The 16467-nt window shown below is 67.1% G+C and carries 12 protein-coding genes, 1 rRNA gene and 1 pseudogene; 5 read left to right on the forward strand and 9 right to left on the reverse strand.

Translation table 11 applies throughout. The features are described from left to right. Positions 1–195: 195 nt before the first annotated feature. From ACYQ5L_RS24935 to ACYQ5L_RS24945, 3 genes are all read right to left on the reverse strand, one after another. A 16S ribosomal RNA gene (locus tag ACYQ5L_RS24935) occupies positions 196–1712 on the reverse strand. A gap of 552 nt (positions 1713–2264) precedes the next feature. Beyond that, positions 2265–3545 carry a tyrosine--tRNA ligase gene (gene tyrS / locus ACYQ5L_RS24940; RefSeq protein ID WP_459960718.1) on the reverse strand — a complete coding sequence of 427 codons (1281 nt, stop codon included), beginning with the start codon at positions 3543–3545 and terminating at the stop codon, positions 2265–2267. 536 nt (positions 3546–4081) lie between these two features. Beyond that, a complete protein-coding gene (locus ACYQ5L_RS24945) occupies positions 4082–4753 on the reverse strand; it encodes a FadR/GntR family transcriptional regulator (RefSeq protein WP_459960719.1) in 672 nt (223 codons plus the stop codon). Between the two features lie 213 nt (positions 4754–4966). Here ACYQ5L_RS24945 and ACYQ5L_RS24950 point away from each other — a divergent pair, with 213 nt between their 5' ends. Next, the gene (locus tag ACYQ5L_RS24950; protein WP_459963531.1) at positions 4967–6409 is read left to right on the forward strand and encodes a 2-isopropylmalate synthase; all 1443 of its coding nucleotides are present in this window, start codon (positions 4967–4969) and stop codon (positions 6407–6409) included. Positions 6410–6598: 189 nt separating this feature from the next. Here ACYQ5L_RS24950 and ACYQ5L_RS24955 read toward each other — a convergent pair. The 4 genes and pseudogenes from ACYQ5L_RS24955 to ACYQ5L_RS24970 all read right to left on the reverse strand — a co-directional run. Beyond that, positions 6599–7084 (reverse strand): annotated as a pseudogene (locus ACYQ5L_RS24955) (Clp protease N-terminal domain-containing protein); the annotation flags it as partial. Positions 7085–7138: 54 nt separating this feature from the next. After that, positions 7139–7762, reverse strand: coding sequence for a DNA-3-methyladenine glycosylase (locus ACYQ5L_RS24960; protein ID WP_459960720.1), 624 nt, complete (start codon positions 7760–7762; stop codon positions 7139–7141). Between the two features lie 67 nt (positions 7763–7829). Further along, positions 7830–8732: an RNA polymerase sigma-70 factor gene (locus tag ACYQ5L_RS24965; RefSeq protein WP_459960721.1), complete on the reverse strand. Its 903-nt coding sequence runs from the start codon at positions 8730–8732 to the stop codon at positions 7830–7832. Positions 8733–8817: 85 nt separating this feature from the next. After that, on the reverse strand, positions 8818–9999 hold the full coding sequence (locus tag ACYQ5L_RS24970) for an NAD(P)/FAD-dependent oxidoreductase (RefSeq protein WP_459960722.1): 1182 nt from the start codon (positions 9997–9999) through the stop codon (positions 8818–8820). A 178-nt stretch (positions 10000–10177) separates the two neighbouring features. Between ACYQ5L_RS24970 and ACYQ5L_RS24975 the strand changes: the two genes are divergently transcribed. Then, the gene (locus ACYQ5L_RS24975) at positions 10178–10897 is read left to right on the forward strand and encodes a DsbA family oxidoreductase (RefSeq protein ID WP_459960723.1); all 720 of its coding nucleotides are present in this window, start codon (positions 10178–10180) and stop codon (positions 10895–10897) included. A gap of 4 nt (positions 10898–10901) precedes the next feature. On the opposite strand, the gene ACYQ5L_RS24980 is transcribed toward ACYQ5L_RS24975, so the two are convergent. After that, positions 10902–11606: a flavodoxin family protein gene (locus ACYQ5L_RS24980; protein ID WP_459960724.1), complete on the reverse strand. Its 705-nt coding sequence runs from the start codon at positions 11604–11606 to the stop codon at positions 10902–10904. 125 nt (positions 11607–11731) lie between these two features. On the opposite strand from ACYQ5L_RS24980, the gene ACYQ5L_RS24985 reads away from it, so the two are divergent. Both ACYQ5L_RS24985 and ACYQ5L_RS24990 read left to right on the forward strand, forming a co-directional pair. After that, on the forward strand, positions 11732–12412 hold the full coding sequence (locus tag ACYQ5L_RS24985; RefSeq protein ID WP_459960725.1) for a response regulator transcription factor: 681 nt from the start codon (positions 11732–11734) through the stop codon (positions 12410–12412). After that, positions 12405–13433, forward strand: a complete 1029-nt coding sequence (locus ACYQ5L_RS24990; protein WP_459960726.1) for a sensor histidine kinase — start codon at positions 12405–12407, stop codon at positions 13431–13433. The genes ACYQ5L_RS24985 and ACYQ5L_RS24990 overlap by 8 nt, the downstream gene beginning before the upstream one ends. A gap of 13 nt (positions 13434–13446) precedes the next feature. Here ACYQ5L_RS24990 and ACYQ5L_RS24995 read toward each other — a convergent pair whose 3' ends face one another. Next, positions 13447–14649 carry a low temperature requirement protein A gene (locus ACYQ5L_RS24995; RefSeq protein ID WP_459960727.1) on the reverse strand — a complete coding sequence of 401 codons (1203 nt, stop codon included), beginning with the start codon at positions 14647–14649 and terminating at the stop codon, positions 13447–13449. Between the two features lie 231 nt (positions 14650–14880). Between ACYQ5L_RS24995 and ACYQ5L_RS25000 the strand changes: the two genes are divergently transcribed. Then, positions 14881–16389, forward strand: a complete 1509-nt coding sequence (locus tag ACYQ5L_RS25000; RefSeq protein WP_459960728.1) for a multicopper oxidase family protein — start codon at positions 14881–14883, stop codon at positions 16387–16389. Positions 16390–16467: the final 78 nt, after the last annotated feature.

Consider the following 16467-nt stretch of genomic DNA (forward strand, 5'->3'; position numbering starts at 1 on the left):
AGAACGTCTGTTCTTTCAGGACCCAACAGTGTGTCGATATATCAACCGCGAAGAAAGACTTGGCTTCCTCCATGTGCGGGAGAGGTTGTCAGCGTTCCACCCATGAGCGTCCGCAGTCCTACGTGTGAGGACTAAACGGTCTCTGGCACACCAGCTCTCACCTGTGTGAGGCGGTAGTGCAGAAGTGCTCCTTAGAAAGGAGGTGATCCAGCCGCACCTTCCGGTACGGCTACCTTGTTACGACTTCGTCCCAATCGCCGATCCCACCTTCGACGGCTCCCTCCCAGAGGGTTAGGCCACCGGCTTCGGGTGTTACCGACTTTCATGACGTGACGGGCGGTGTGTACAAGGCCCGGGAACGTATTCACCGCAGCGTTGCTGATCTGCGATTACTAGCGACTCCAACTTCACGGGGTCGAGTTGCAGACCCCGATCCGAACTGAGACCGGCTTTAAGGGATTCGCTCCACCTCACGGTATCGCAGCCCTCTGTACCGGCCATTGTAGCATGTGTGAAGCCCTGGACATAAGGGGCATGATGACTTGACGTCGTCCCCACCTTCCTCCGAGTTGACCCCGGCAGTCTCTCACGAGTCCCCGCCATGACGCGCTGGCAACATAAGATAAGGGTTGCGCTCGTTGCGGGACTTAACCCAACATCTCACGACACGAGCTGACGACAGCCATGCACCACCTGTACACCGACCACAAGGGGGGCCGTATCTCTACGGCTTTCCGGTGTATGTCAAACCCAGGTAAGGTTCTTCGCGTTGCATCGAATTAATCCACATGCTCCGCCGCTTGTGCGGGCCCCCGTCAATTCCTTTGAGTTTTAGCCTTGCGGCCGTACTCCCCAGGCGGGGCGCTTAATGCGTTAGCTACGGCACGGATCCCGTGGAAGGAAACCCACACCTAGCGCCCACCGTTTACGGCGTGGACTACCAGGGTATCTAATCCTGTTCGCTACCCACGCTTTCGCTTCTCAGCGTCAGTTACTGCCCAGAGACCCGCCTTCGCCACCGGTGTTCCTCCTGATATCTGCGCATTTCACCGCTACACCAGGAATTCCAGTCTCCCCTGCAGTACTCTAGTCCGCCCGTATCGACCGCAAGCTCGCAGTTGAGCTGCAAGTTTTCACGATCGACGCGACGAACCGCCTACAAGCTCTTTACGCCCAGTAATTCCGGACAACGCTCGCACCCTACGTATTACCGCGGCTGCTGGCACGTAGTTGGCCGGTGCTTCTTCTACAGGTACCGTCACTTGCGCTTCGTCCCTGTCGAAAGAGGTTTACAACCCGAAGGCCGTCATCCCTCACGCGGCGTCGCTGCATCAGGCTTTCGCCCATTGTGCAATATTCCCCACTGCTGCCTCCCGTAGGAGTCTGGGCCGTGTCTCAGTCCCAGTGTGGCCGGTCGCCCTCTCAGGCCGGCTACCCGTCGTCGCCTTGGTAGGCCGTTACCCCACCAACAAGCTGATAGGCCGCGGGCCCATCTCGCACCGATAAATCTTTCCACCACACACCATGCAGTGCGTGGTCATATCCGGTATTAGACCCAGTTTCCCAGGCTTATCCCAGAGTACGAGGCAGATCACCCACGTGTTACTCACCCGTTCGCCGCTCGTGTACCCCGAAGGGCCTTACCGCTCGACTTGCATGTGTTAAGCACGCCGCCAGCGTTCGTCCTGAGCCAGGATCAAACTCTCCGTTGAAGACTCTCAATCGATCCCGAAGGACCAATCAGAAAAATCACGTGAGTCCGAAAACCCAGCAAGATAACGCCAGCCGGAAATTAGCTGACTAAATGTCCGACCCTCACACGGGGGGCAAGAGCCGGAACCAAATTAAATATTTGGCACTGACATTCATCGACACACTATTGAGTTCTCAAAGAACAGGCGCACACACCAACCCATCGATCTAAGCGATTTCGTAGTGAGGCAACTTTTCCAGCCTAACCGCTGTTCTCCGCAGAGTCAACTCCGGGGTCCCAGGCGGTCTGCCTGTCTGCCAGGCGCTCCTCGTCCAACCTCGTTGTCCTGGACCGCGTTTCCAGCTTCTGAGCTGGGCTTTCGCGTTCCCGTCGGTGTCCGTGTCGCTCTGACCTGGAATAAGTTACGTGCTGGAAAACTGAACGTCAAATCCCCTGGTCGGCAAGCTGTTTGCGCAGGTCACGGGAGCGGGGATCGGGTCGATCGCCGGGCTGGGCCACCGGATTGTGACCCAGCTCATGACAATTCGATCCAGCCCTCTCGACGGAGCCCTTACCCCGCTCGCCGGACGCCCGCGAAGTTCTTCTTGCCCCGGCGCAGGACCAGCCAGCGTCCGTGCAGGTAGTCGGAGTCCGACGGCGTCCACTCGAGATCGGAGACGCGCTCGTTGTTCACGGACGCGCCACCCTCATTGACCGCACGGCGGGCCGCGCCCCGGCTCTCGCACAGTCCCGTGGCGACGAGCAGGTCCACGATGGTCGCGCCATTGACGGCCTCGGCGACCTTGCCGTCGACCGCCGCCTCGGTGAGCGCGGCGGCCAGGGTCGGCTCGTTCAGCTCGCCGAGTTCACCGCGGCCGAACAGGGCCTGGCTGGCCAGCTGCACCGAGCGGGTGTTCTCCTCGCCGTGCACCAGCGTCGTCATCTCGGCCGCCAGGCGGCGCTGCGCCTCACGGGCGTGCGGGCGCTCGATCGTCGCCTGCTCGAGTTCGTCCAGTTCCTCCTTGGAGAGGAAGGTGAACCAGCGCAGGTAGCGCACGACGTCGGCGTCGGCCGTATTCACGAAGTACTGGTACCAGGCGTAGGGGCTGGTCATCTCCGGATCCAGCCACAGGCTGCCGCCGCCGGTGGACTTGCCGAACTTCTTGCCGTCGGCGGAGGTCACCAGCGGGACCGTCAGGGCGTGCACGTGCTCGCCGTCGACGCGGCGGTTCAGTTCCACGCCGGCGATGATGTTGCCCCACTGATCGGAGCCGCCGACCTGCAGGCGGCAACCGTAGTTGCGGCGCAGCTGCACGTAGTCGTTGGCCTGCAGCAGCATGTAGGAGAACTCGGTGTAGGAGATGCCGTCGCCCTCCAGGCGCCGCTTCACCGTGTCCCGCGCCAGCATGACGTTCACCGAGAAGTGCTTGCCGATATCGCGCAGGAAGTCGACCGTGCTCAGCGAGCCGGTCCAGTCCATATTGTTGGCGATGACGGCGCCGGTGGGGGAATCGTCGAGATCGACGAAGCGCTCCAGCTGGGAGCGGATGCGCCCGGCCCACTCGGCCACGGTGTCGGTGGAGTTCATGGTGCGCTCGCCGACGTCGCGCGGGTCGCCGATGAGGCCGGTGGCGCCGCCCGCGAGCACGATGGGGCGGTGGCCGGCGCGCTGGAAGCGCTTGAGCGCCAGCAGGGGGACGAGGTGTCCGGCGTGCAGGGAGGCCGCGGTCGGATCGAAACCGGCATAGAGGGTGATCGGGCCCTTGGCCAGGTCCGCCCGCAGGGCGTCCAGGTCGGTGGACTGCGCGATCAACCCGCGCCAGGTCAGTTCATCGATGATGTCGCCGCTCACTGTCCCTATCTTTCCGCACGTATATGGAGGACCTTCGAACAGGTCTGGGTCGGACAACTCTCGTAACTCTCAGGGGCAAGCCCCTGAAACCCCGATGACGCTGTCAGGGGCAAGCCCCCGAACCCGATGACACTGTCAGGGGCAAGCCCCCGAACCCGATGACACTGCCACGGGCAAGCCCCCGAACCCGATGACACTGTCAGGGGCAAGCCCCCGAACCCGATGACACTGCCACGGGCAAGCCCCCGAACCCGATGACACTGCCACGGGCAAGCCCCCGAACCCGATGACCCGAAGCACAGGCCCGTGAGACCGATGACCCGAAGCGCTCAGGAGTGCGCCCACTCGGTTTGGCTGGACCGCCGCCGGCCCTGGTGGGTGAGCGCACGCCGAAGGTCCGCCGCCGAGTGTGGCTCGGCGGCGGACCGGTCGTCCAGCGGATTTCACCGGTTGAATGGAGTGGTGAGGATGCCGAAGGAGACTCGAGCGTTCCCGGACGACCCCGCGGAAGACGGCCCATCCGGGCCGGCGGGAGCTTATTTCTCGAAGGCGGCCTTGAGGGCGGTCAGGTGGATGCGGCTGGCGGTGGCGGCGGCTTCGGGGGTGCGGGCGCGGATGGCGTCGACGAGGACTTCGTGGGCGTGGTGGTCGGCGGCCGGATCGGGCATGGGGCGGATGCGGAGCATGTCGACCATGGCGGTGCGCAGGCGCGGGACGAAGGCGTCGAACATCTGGGTGAGGATGTCGTTGTGGGCGGCGGCGATGACCGTGCGATGGAAGGCGGTGTCGGCGTCGACGAGGGATTCGAGGGTGTCCCCCGCTTCCGCGCGGGCGGTGAGGGCGCGCCACAGGGCACGCAGGTCGGCGGGGGTGCGGCGGGTGGCGGCCAAGGCGGCGGCTTCGGCCTCGATGGCGATGCGGGCCTCGATGACGGTGACGATGTCGGCGCGGCGCAGCACCGTGTCCCAGTCCTCGGTGATGTCCAGGGCGGTGACGAAAACGCCTGCGCCCTGGCGGCTTTCGAGCACGCCCTTGCCGGAGAGCTCGCGAATGGCCTCGCGCAGGGTGGAGCGGCCGACGCCGAGCTGGGCGGCGAGGGTGGTCTCGCCGGGGAGCTTGTGGCCCAGCGCCCATTCGCCCGCGCGTATGCGGGTCAGCAATACGTCGGCGGCCTGGGCGGCGAGGGGGTGCCTCTGCACCTGCGACACGGGTCTTCGACCTCTCTACTTGTCTGAGGAGTGAATGACATCTAGTCTATGCCACATGCTTTCGGGTGCCCTTCTTCTTAGCCGCCGCGGCGGGGTCTGATCGACCGGCACCCTGCCCGCGGGCTGCTGTCTTGCGCCGGTCATCTCTCTCCGACGCGAAAGACAGCACTCGTGACCACTTCCTCCCACTGGAATCGCCAGCAGCCCTCCCTCATGCCGTCGCATCGGTATCGCAATGTGTATCAGCGGGTTTCGGTACCGCTGACCGTACGGAACTGGCCGTCGAACCGGATCACCGCGGCCCCGCTCTGGGTGCCGGTTGATCTGCGGGACGGCAATCAAGCGCTGGCCGAGCCGATGGACCCGCAGCGCAAGCGGCGGTTCTTCGAAATGCTGGTGGCCATGGGCTACAAGGAGATCGAGGTGGGGTATCCGAGCGCCTCGCAGACCGACTTCGATTTCGTGCGGCTCATCGCGACCGAAGGGCTGGCGCCGACGGATGTCACCATCGTGGTGTTCACCCCCGCGCGACGGGATCTCATCGAGCGGACGGTCGAATCCATCCGGGGCATCCCCAATGATGTTGTGATCCATATGTATACGGCGACCGCACCGGTGTGGCGCGATGTCGTGCTCGGCGCCTCGCGCGAGGCACTGACCGGGATGATCACCGCTGGCGGGCGCGACATTCTGGAGCTGGCCGGGGATCTGGCCAATGCGCGCTTCCAGTTCTCCCCCGAGGTGTTCATGCTGACCGAGCCGGATTTCGTGCTCGATATCTGCGATCGCATGACCACGCTGTGGGACGCGACGCCGCAGCGGCCGGTCACGCTGAACCTGCCCGCCACGGTCGAGGTGGCGACGCCGAATGTGTACGCGGACCAGATCGAGTACATGCACCGGAATCTGGCGCGCCGCGACAGCGTGATCCTGTCGGTGCATCCGCACAATGATCGCGGCACCGGCGTCGCGTGCGCGGAGCTGGCGGTGCTCGCCGGGGCGCAGCGGGTGGAGGGCTGCGTGTTCGGGAACGGGGAGCGCACCGGCAATGTGGATCTGGCGACGCTGGCGTTGAATCTGCATGCGCAGGGCGTGGATCCGATGATCGACTTCTCCGATATCGACGCGGTGCGCGAGACGGTCGAGTTCTGCACCCGCATGCCCGTGCACGATCGGCATCCGTATGCGGGTGATCTGGTCTACACCGCGTTCTCCGGCACACATCAGGATGCGATCAAGAAGGGATTCGCCGAGCATGCCGCGCGCGCACGGCGTGTGGGCGCGGCGGCGCGGGACATTCCCTGGGAGGTGCCGTATCTGCCGATCGATCCGGCCGATGTGGGGCGTTCGTACGAGGCGGTGATCAGGGTGAATTCGCAGTCCGGCAAGGGCGGGATCGCGTACTTGCTGCAGTCGGACTTCGGACTGGAGCTGCCGCGCGACTGGCAGATCGACTTCGCCCGGCATGTGCAACGGCATACCGACCGTACCGGCGCGGAGGTGTCGGCGGTGGAGCTGTGGGAGTTGTTCACTACGGTGTATGCCTCCGAGAGCAGTCGAATCGCCTTGCAGGAGCTGGGAATTCCGGAGGAGGTGGTGGTCGCGGTGATGGAAGCGGCCGACCGGACGCGTGCGGTGGCAGCGATCGGCAGGTGAGCGTGGGCGGCGTCGCACGAGCCGGTCATGCGACGCCGTCGCGGTCATATCGGGCGGGACGGACGTATCGGGCGGGGCGAGCTGTCAGGCGGGCTTGTCATCCTCGCCCGCGGCGCGCTGTTCACCGAGCAGGCGCTCGAGTTCGCCGACCCGGTCCTCCAGCGCCTGTACCCGCTGCAACAGCGTGACCACGGCGGCCGCGACCGGCACCTGGTGCGTGTGCTCGGGCTGCTCGCTCTCGGGCACGATCCCGATCAAGGTCATGACCTGTGGGCGCAGCCGCTTGGGATCCGCGCCGAGCTTGACCAGCACCTGCGCCGCCACGCCCTCGCCCTCCCGGCTCGCGGCCAGCAGGATGTGCTCCGGGCCGATGTAGTTGTGGCTCAATGCAATGGCCTCGCGCAACGACAGTTCCAAGACCTTCTTGGCGCGCGGGGTGAACGGAATATGACCGTCCATCGATTTGTCGCCCAACCCGATGATGTCCTCGACCTGGCTGCGCACGGCGTCGAGATCGATGCCGAGTTCGGTGAGCGCCCGGGTGGCCACGGTGTCGCCGTGCAACAGCCCGAGCAGCAGGTGCTCGGTCCCGATGTAGTTGTGGTTGAGTCTGCGGGCTTCTTCCTGCGCCAGGACGATGACCCGGCGGGCGGAATCGGTGAACCGTTCGAACATGGAACCCCCTACGGGCGCACGGCATTCACCTCCACCGTAGACCCCTGACGCCGGTCAGGCGGGCAGATCCAACCGCGGTGCGCGGGGACTGCGGCGATAGGCGGAGACGGCGGCGGAATCCGGGAGCCACAGCCGCCAGGGGCGGTCCGCGGCCAGGCTCACCCCGACGCGCGGGCCGACCGAAATCGCGGCCGGGTCGGTGATTTCGGGACCGAGCTCGAGGCGGATGGGCGAGGCCGCGTCGAAAAGGTGTATGCCGTAGTCGTCCAGCGTGATTCCGAGGGCGCTGCCGACATTGCCCGGCCCCTTGCCGAGATCGGCCTCGGTTCGCGCGGCGGGGCGGCGGGCGCGAGCCTCGTCATGGCCCGCGATGATCTCGCCGGCGCGAACGAGCACCGCGCTGGCGATGCCGTCGGGCCCGCTGGTGACGTTCACGCAGGTGTGCATGCCGTAGCTGAGGTAGACGTACAGCACGCCGGGCGGTCCGAACATGACGGCATTGCGCGCGGTGCGGCCGCGACCGGAGTGCGCGGCCGGGTCGTGCCAAGGGCCGGACGGGTCGCCGCCATAGGCCTCGACCTCGACTATCCGCATGCCGACCGGGCCCGACCACAGGGTCGCGCCGAGCAGTCGGCGGGCGGCGGCCAGGGGTTCGACGGCAAGCAGTTCGGGACTCACGACATCCCATTGTTCCGGACCGCGGCGAGTGCCCTCGGGAGAGCCGGCGGTCGGACCGCCGTGGCGGTTACGCGCCGGCCCGTCGCACGCCGCTGAGCTTGTCCGGATTGACCTGGAATCGGATGTTCTCGATATGGCCGTCACGAATGTCGTAGGTGAGCGCGCCGACGAGGTAGTCGCCGATGACGCCGACAATGCCGAGTTCGCCATTGATGACGGCCGGCTCCAGGCGAATGCCGGCGGAGACCGGCTTGGCCATGACGCCGAGCATCCAGCGGGCGACATGGTCGGGGCCGTGCAGCGGCCGGCGGGCGGCGGTGACCTTGCCGCCGCCGTCGTTCCACAGCGTGACCTCCGGCGCCAGAATCTCCATCAGGGCATTGAGGTCACCGCCGTGACAGGCGGCCATGAACTTCTCGGTGATCTCCTGGCGGGAGGTGTCGTCGGCGTCGAAGCGCGGGCGGCGGGACTGGACGTGACTGCGGGCGCGGTGCGAGATCTGGCGGATGGTCGCCTCGGGCCGGTCCAGGAAGCCGCCGATCTCGGCGTGCGAGTACCCGAAGACCTCCCGCAGCACGAACACGGCTCGCTCGACGGGAGTCAGGGTTTCGAGAACGACCAGCATGGCCGTGGAGACGGTGTCGGCCATTTCGGTCTCCTCGGCGGCGTTCGGGGCGGTGATGAGCGGTTCGGGAAGCCAAGGGCCGACATAGGTTTCGCGGGTGGCCCGGGCGGAGGTGAGGCGGTTGAGGGCGAGGTTGGTGACGGTGCGGACCAGGTAGGACTTCGGGTGCCGCACCGAATCCCGGTCGACGGCATGCCATTTGAGCCAGGCGTCCTGCAGGATGTCCTCGGCGTCGGCAACGCTGCCCAGCATCTGATAGGCGGTGCCGAAGAGCAGGCGACGGTGTTCGACGAAGGGATCGATCTCCGCGTCTCGGGTGTCGGTATCGCGAGTCTGGTCCTGCATGGGATTCATACCTACCGGTATTTCGGGGGTGGCACCACCGAACGGCCGGATATCCCCGGGGGATATTCCGGCCGCCGGCTGCGGCTCACGCGGTGGCGCGGGTCGCGCGGCCGCCATTGGTCAGCTTGACCGGGAGCTTCACGTGCTTGCTCATCTTGTACGCCAGCGGCGGGGTGCTGCTGACCGATTCCTTGTAGGCGACGGCGGCCTTGCCCTTCAGGTACCACCGGGTCGGGCTGTCATCGGCCTTGGTGAACTGGATGACCGCGTCCTTGCGGCCCAGGCTCACCGGCTGGTGGAAGTAGCCGATACGGAAGGGCTTGACCTTCTTGTCCTTCAGCAGCCGCGTGATGACGCCGGCGGCATAGGCGGCCGAGGCCACACCGGTCTGGCAGGTGCCGTGCACCTGCCCCCAGGCCTGGCGGATCAGCGCCGCGTCGCCGATGGCGTGGATCTCCGGGTGCGACACCGAGCGCAGGGTGGGGTCGGTGATAATGAGACCCTTTGCGTCGGTGGCGATTCCGGCCTGCGCGGCCAGCGGCGACACCTGCACGCCGGTGGTCCACAGGGTCAGGTCCGAGGCCACCAGTTCGCCGGTGTCCAGGCGCACCGCATCGGGCAGCACCTTGGTGACCTGCGCGCCGATCCTGCGCACCACGCCGAGGCGGTCGAAGACGCGGTTCATGTAGGCGCGGGCCTTGTCGCCCATCATCGAACCCGGTTCGGCCGAGCTGATCAGCGTGACGGTCAGTCCGGGGTGCGCTTCGGCGACCTCGGCCGCGGCCTCGATGCCGGTGAGCCCGCCGCCGCAGACGGTGACGGCGCCGCCACGGGCGGCGATCTCGCTCAGCCGCCGCGAGAACTCGTGCGCCAGACGGGGATCGTTGAGCGTCCAGGCGTGGTCGGCCGCGCCGGGCACGAGGCCGGTGTCGGTGGCGCTGCCGAGGGCGTAGATCAAGCGGTCGTAGCGCAGCACCGCGCCGTCGGCCAGGGTGACCGTCCGGGCGGCGGTATCGATGGCGGTGGCGGCGGTCTGCCGGAAGTCCACGCCCGAGCCCTCCAGCAGGGCGGGGATATCGAAGTGGGCCAGTTCCTGCCCGGCCGCGACCTGGTGCATGCGCAGCCGCTCGGTGAAGCGGGGCGACGGGTTCACCAGGGTGATGCGGACGTTCATCTTCCGGGTGTCGCGGGCCAGGTAGGTGGTGGCCAGCATGCCGGTGTAGCCGGCGCCGAGGACGACGATCTCGTGGGTGTCGGTGGTGTTCATCGCGTGCTCCAAGGGGCTTGTCCCGTTGTGGTCGACCATGGGACAGGACAGGTACCGCGAACGTGACAACTCCTCTTTGTGACCTGGGTCACGCCGGAATCTTCGACGGTCATTCGCGGTTGGCATTACCGGCGGCCGGCGCCCCGGCCTGCGAAAACTTCCGATTGATCGAGGTGTCATGGCTGTCGAGGTCGAGATCTGGACCGATATCAACTGCCCGTTCTGCTATCTGGGCAAGCGTCGTTTCGAGGAGGCCCTGGACGCCTTCCCGCATCGCGATCAGGTGCGGGTCGTGCACAAGTCCTTCGAGCTGGACCCGACCCTGCCCAAGGATCTCAGCGCGCCGGTGACCCCGCATATCGCGGAGAAGTACGGCATCAGCGAGGCGCAGGCCGCGGCCAATGAGCGCGGACTCGGCGCGCAGGCCGAGGCGATGGGGCTGACCTATCAGACCTCCGGCCGCGACTTCGGCAACAGCTTCGATATGCACCGGCTGCTGCATTTCGCGCTGGAGCAGGGCAAGCAGGAGGCCATGCTGGATGCCCTGTACGCGGCGAACTTCGCCGAGGAGCAGGCGCTGTTCGGCGACGCCGAGCGACTGGTTCGGGTCGCGGTGGATGCCGGATTCGAGGAGACGGCCGTGCGCGCGGTGCTCGACGATCCGAATGCCTACGCCGATGCGGTGCGCGCCGATGAGGCCGAGGCCGCGCGGCTCGGCGCCCGCGGCGTGCCGTTCTTCGTGCTCGACCGCAAATACGGTGTCTCCGGCGCGCAACCGGCCGAGGTGTTCGCCCAGGTGCTCGAGAAGGCGTGGAGCGATCACGCCCCGGAGCTCGAGATCGTCGCCGATGCCGATGCGTGCGGCCCGGACGGTTGCGCTCTGCCGGAACGGAATTGACCGGTCAGCGGTACTCCGGATTCTCGAAGTCGAAGCGGCAGCCCGCATCCCATTCACTGCGCTGATTGCCGTGCACCGGGAAACCGCCGGCGTCCTCGAGCAGCCGGGCCAGGTGCATGAGGTTCCAGGTCATGAATGTGGTGTTGCGGTTGGTGAAATCGTTGTCGGGGCCGCCGGATCCGGGATCCAGGTACGACGGTCCCGGTCCGGCCTCGCCGATCCAGCCCGCATCGGCTTGCGGCGGGATGCTGTAGCCGATGTGCTGGAGGCTGTAGAGGATGTTCATGGCGCAGTGCTTGATGCCGTCCTCGTTGCCGGTGATGAGGCAGCCGCCGACGCGGCCGTAATAGGCGTACTGACCGGCGTCGTTGAGCACGCTGGAGTTGGCGTACAGGCGCTCGATGACCTGTTTCATGACAGAGCTGTTGTCGCCCAGCCAGATCGGGCCCGCCAGGACCAGGATGTGCGCGTCCATGACCTGCCGTTGCAGCGCGGGCCATTCGTCGGTGGCCCAGCCGTGCTCGGTCATATCCGGCCAGACGCCGGTGGCGATGTCGTGATCGACGGCCCGGATCTGGGAGACCCGGACGCCGTTCTTTTCCATGATGCGGGCGCTGAGATCGATCAGGCCCTGGGTGTTGCTGCGGTCCGGGGACCGTTTGAGGGTGCAGTTGATGAACAGGGCGCGCAGGTCGGAGAAGTCTGTCATGACATCCCATCCTCTACCCCCGCGGCGGTGCGCGGACCGGAACGAGCGGTGACGAAAGTATGACGAGAGCTGGGACGATACCCGGTTCGGCGGGTTTCGGGCGGAAGCGCACCTAGGGTTGTCACATGCGCATTCTGGTGGCCGACGACGATCCGGTGGTCCGCGAGGTGGTGCGGCGCTATCTGGAGCGTGACGGGCTCGAGGTGGTGGAGACGGCCGATGGCCGGGCCGCGGCGGCTGCGCTGGAGCGCGATGACATCGATCTGGCCGTGCTGGATGTGATGATGCCGCCGCCCGACGGCATCGAGCTGATCCGGGCGGTGCGGTCCGGGCCGCGGCCGGAGACGCCCATCATCCTGCTCACCGCGCTCGGCGAGGAGGAGGATCGGGTGGTCGGATTGCAGGCGGGGGCCGACGATTACGTGACCAAGCCGTTCAGCCCGCGGGAACTGGCACTGCGGGTGGCCTCGGTGCTGCGGCGGGCGCATCCGGTGGTCACCACCGAGGACGTAGTGACCGGCGGCACTGTGGAACTGCGGCGGGCGGCGCGGACGGTGACGGTGGCGGGCAAGCCGGTGGAGCTGACGGCGCGGGAATTCGATCTGCTGGCGTTCCTGCTGGCCAATCAGCGGCGGGTGTACAGCCGCGAGGAACTGCTGGCGCAGGTGTGGGGGTGGAGCTTCGGCGATCTGTCGACGGTGACCGTGCACATCAAACGGTTGCGCGCCAAACTCGGGGCGGCGCATCGCATCGATACCGTGTGGGGTCGCGGATATGCCTGGGGCCGGGGCGATTCCGATGAGTGATATCCAAAGCCTGGTCGGCTATGCCCTGGCGGGTTCGCTGCCGGTGGTCGTGGTCGGCGCGCTGCTGCTGCGGCTCACCCGCAATCGCGCCATGACCACGAGTATGGCTGTGCTGGTGCTGATTCCGACGCTGGCCACACTGAGCGGCGTGATCGCGGTCAGCGGGCTCATGTTCACCGGCGAGTTCGCCAAGATCGCGGTGGTGCTGGCGGTGGTCACCGCGGTCACGGTGCCCGCCGCGGTGCTGCTGGGCCGGGCGCAGGCGCGAAAAACGGTGTGGGAGCGGGAGATGCTGGAAAAGGAGCGGGCCGCCGAACGCTCCCGGCGCGAGCTCGTCACCTGGGTCAGCCATGATCTGCGGACGCCCCTCGCCGGTATTCGCGCCATGGGCGAGGCCCTCGCCGACGGGGTGGTCGACAAGCCGGAGGACATCGAGCGCTACGCCGCACAGATCGTGCGCGAGACCAATCGGCTCTCGGACATGGTGGACGACCTGTTCGAGATGTCGAAGATCAATTCCGGCGCACTGCGACTCCAGCTCGAGCCGATCGATCTGCGCGAGATCGTGGACGAGGTGCTCGGCGCCTATCAGCCCGCCGCCCAGCGCGCGACCATCAGCCTGACCGCGCGCCAGCCCGGGAGCCGAATCATGGTGGCGGGCAGCGATCAAGCGCTCACCCGGGTGCTCACCAATCTGGTGGCCAATGCCCTGGCGCACACCCCGCCCGGCGGTCGCATCGACATCTCCACCGGCACCGACGACGGCCAGGCCTGGGTGCGCGTGGACGACACCGGTCCGGGAATCGCCGCCGACGATCTGCCGCGCATCTTCGAGGTCGCCTACCGCGGCACCTCGGCCCGCTCCCCCGCCGCCGCCGGACTCGGCAGCAGCAGCGGTATGGGCCTGGCCATTGCCGCCGGTCTCATGGCGGCGCACGACGGCAGTATCACCGCCGAAAACCTCATTCAGGGCAGCCGGTTCATGATTCGCCTGCCCCTGGCCCCGCAGCCGCGCAAGTGACGATCGCCGGTCGCTATCCGGCCGGGCGGCGGATCATGTGCGCGGCGTAGCGCGAGCGGCTCGTGTATCTGCCGCCCTCGCCGGCGCGGATCGTGATGATGTCGTCGGCGATGACGAAGCCGTAGGCGACGACGATCAGGATCGCGAGCTGCCCCCACGCCACCCAGACCACGCCGATGGGCGCGGTGGCCAGCACCGCCAGCGCGGCGATCAACTTCAGCCGGGCCCGGGCCAGGCGCAGGGACAGGCGGAAGCCGAACTGGCCCAGGAAGTAGAGGGCCACGCCGCCGGAGAGGGCCAGTGCCGCTGCGGTGGAAGCCGATTCGTTGCCATGCGCGATGGTCATGCTGATGCCCGCGGCGGTCATGACGATGCCGACCAGCAGCACGTAGAGCGAATAGCCGTAGGCCAGCACGCCGGGCCGGACCCGGGCCGGACCGGGCAGCGCTTCCAGGGCGTGTTCGCCGTGTTCGTCGTCCAGGCCGAAATACGCCCACCACAGCACGTAGACGAGGGTGAGGCCGAGGGCGACCATGGCGGTCAGGCCGACGGTGATGTCCTGCCCCGACAGGCCCGCGCCCAGGGCGACCACCGATTCGCCCAGCGCGACAATGACGACCAGGCCGTGGCGCTCGCAGTAGTGGGCTACGCGCAGGACGAAGCCGCCGGTGTCGACCAGGTACGGCGAGCTGATCTGCACGGCGAGCGCGAGGCCCCACAGGATGTAGCGGGGCCAGCCGTGAATCAGGCCGCCCGCCAGGACCAATCCCGCCGCCAGGGCGTTCATCGGGCCGATGGCCCGGATGGCGCGGACCGACGATTCGCCGCCGGATACCGCGAACAGGACCGTGTGGACGGTGTTGACCAGGACGTATCCGAGCCCGAAGGCCAGCCCGGAACCGGAGAACGCGCCCGGAATCGCCAGCGCGAGGACGAAGAAGCCGAACATGCCGATGAGCAGCAGGGTGCGGCGGCTGGAATTGTCGGGGGCGACCTCATTGGTCAGCCACACGTAGCCGCTGTACATCCACCAGATGATGCCGAAGATCAGCGCCACCTGACCCAGGGCGACCCAGCCGGGATGGTGAGTGAAGGAGTGGGTCAGCTGCGTCATGGTGAAGACGAAGACGAGGTCGAAAAACAGTTCCAGGGTGGAGGCGCGGAGCTGGCCGCCCTCGGCCCGGTCCTCGGCTTCGCTGGGGGTCTCGCTGGTCACGGAGGTGAGCGTAGAGGTGAATCGGGCAAATCACGGGACCAGGTGGCCGGTTTCCGGTGAAATTCGCGATCGGCGCAATCGGCGCGAGGTCAGCGGCCGATCCGGCCCGCCACCGACTCGGCGTCGGCCCGGGCAGGGTGTGGCTCAGGGAGATCTCGGGGTCCGGACGGGGTAGCGGATCGGGGCGCTCCTGGATGTGGTGGAGACCGGCTGTTCCTTAGCGTTTGCGCCATGGTGGCAGTACGGCGAATAGCGCTGGGTATCAGCGCGTTTCTGGTGGCGGCGGGAGTCTTGATCGGCGGTGGCGCGGTATGGGCGTACACCTCCGCCGACGTGTCCACGGCCGGGGCGGTGGATTTCGCGAACGAGCTGAGCATTCCGCCGCTGGCGGATTCGGTGGTCGAGGCCGACGGCACCCGGGTGTTCCGGCTCGACATGCGTTCGGGGCAGCGGGAGTTCCGGCCCGGGCAGAGGACCGAGACGTGGGGGTTCAACGGCGACTACCTCGGGCCGACCCTGCGGGCGCGGCGCGGGGAGAAGGTGCGGGTGCAGGTGAGCAATGGGCTCGACGAGGCCTCGACGGTGCACTGGCACGGCATGCATCTGCCCGCGGCCATGGACGGCGGGCCGCATCAGATGGTGGAGCCGGGCGCGACCTGGACTCCCGAGTGGACGGTGAACCAGCCCGCGGCGAGCCTCTGGTATCACCCGCATCCGCACGGGGAGACCGAAACTCATGTGCAGCGCGGGCTGGCCGGGATGTTCCTGCTCGACGACGAGGCGGCCGGCGCGCTACCGCTGCCGCGCACCTACGGGGTCGACGATCTGCCGGTCATCGTGCAGGACGTGCGCTTTCGCGGTTCCGAATTCGATACCGCGAAAACGATGTTCCGCGATGTCGGGTTCCTCGGCGAGCAGATCCTGGTCAACGGCACGCTCGCGCCGTATCGGACCGTCGGCGACGAACTGGTCCGGCTGCGGCTGCTGAATGCCGCTCCCGCACGGATTTTCAACTTCGGCTTCTCCGACGACCGGTCCTTCGCGCTCATCGGCACCGACGGCGGACTGCTGCAACGGCCGGTCGGGCTGGATCGGCTGCAACTGTCGCCCGGTGAGCGCGCCGAGATCGTGGTCCGGATGCGCCCGAACGAGCGAGTGGTGTTGCGCAGCAATCCGATCGAGGCCGGGCTGGGCTTCTGGAATCAACGGTTCAGCGGTGGTGACGATCGCTTCGATGTGCTCGAGCTGCGGGCCGCCGATACCTTGCGGCCGTCCCCGGCGCTGCCGTCCGAACTGGTGACCCTCGAGCTGCCCGAGGCCGCGGACTCGGTGCTCGAGCGACCCTTCGATCTGCAATTCGCGCAGATCAACGGCCGGGAAATGGATATGAGCCGGATCGACGCCACCATCACCCGGGGCAGCACCGAGACCTGGGTGGTGCGCAACAACGACGGGATGCCGCACAACTTCCATGTGCACGATGTGCAGTTCGCCATCGCCGAGGTGGACGGCGGCGCGCCGCCGCCGGAGCTGCGCGGGCCGAAGGACACCGTATTCGTGGCGCCCGGCGCCACCGTGCGGCTGGTGGTGCGCTTCGACGGGCCCGCGGATCCGGATACGCCGTACATGTTCCACTGCCATCTGCTCTGGCACGAGGACCAGGGCATGATGGGCCAGTTCGTGGTCGTGGAACCCGGCGGCGAGGCGGGTGAACCGCCCGCGCATCACTCCGGTCACTGAGCCGCTCCCCTCCTTCGACCCGCCGCGTGTACGTGCGACACGCGGCGGGTCTTGCGTTGTGCGCCCATCGAGCGCAGA

This window comes from Nocardia sp. IFM 10818 (assembly GCF_054655275.1).

Excerpts from the sequence above, each read along its gene's own strand:
- ACYQ5L_RS24990 (WP_459960726.1), top strand. The coding sequence starts at position 12,405 with ATGAGTGATATCCAAAGCCTGGTCGGCTATGCCCTGGCGGGTTCGCTG.
- ACYQ5L_RS24975 (WP_459960723.1), top strand. The coding sequence starts at position 10,178 with ATGGCTGTCGAGGTCGAGATCTGGACCGATATCAACTGCCCGTTCTGC.
- ACYQ5L_RS24980 (WP_459960724.1), bottom strand. The coding sequence starts at position 11,606 with ATGACAGACTTCTCCGACCTGCGCGCCCTGTTCATCAACTGCACCCTC.
- ACYQ5L_RS24985 (WP_459960725.1), top strand. The coding sequence starts at position 11,732 with ATGCGCATTCTGGTGGCCGACGACGATCCGGTGGTCCGCGAGGTGGTG.
- ACYQ5L_RS24965 (WP_459960721.1), bottom strand. The coding sequence starts at position 8,732 with ATGCAGGACCAGACTCGCGATACCGACACCCGAGACGCGGAGATCGAT.
- ACYQ5L_RS24970 (WP_459960722.1), bottom strand. The coding sequence starts at position 9,999 with ATGAACACCACCGACACCCACGAGATCGTCGTCCTCGGCGCCGGCTAC.
- ACYQ5L_RS25000 (WP_459960728.1), top strand. The coding sequence starts at position 14,881 with ATGGTGGCAGTACGGCGAATAGCGCTGGGTATCAGCGCGTTTCTGGTG.
- ACYQ5L_RS24950 (WP_459963531.1), top strand. The coding sequence starts at position 4,967 with ATGCCGTCGCATCGGTATCGCAATGTGTATCAGCGGGTTTCGGTACCG.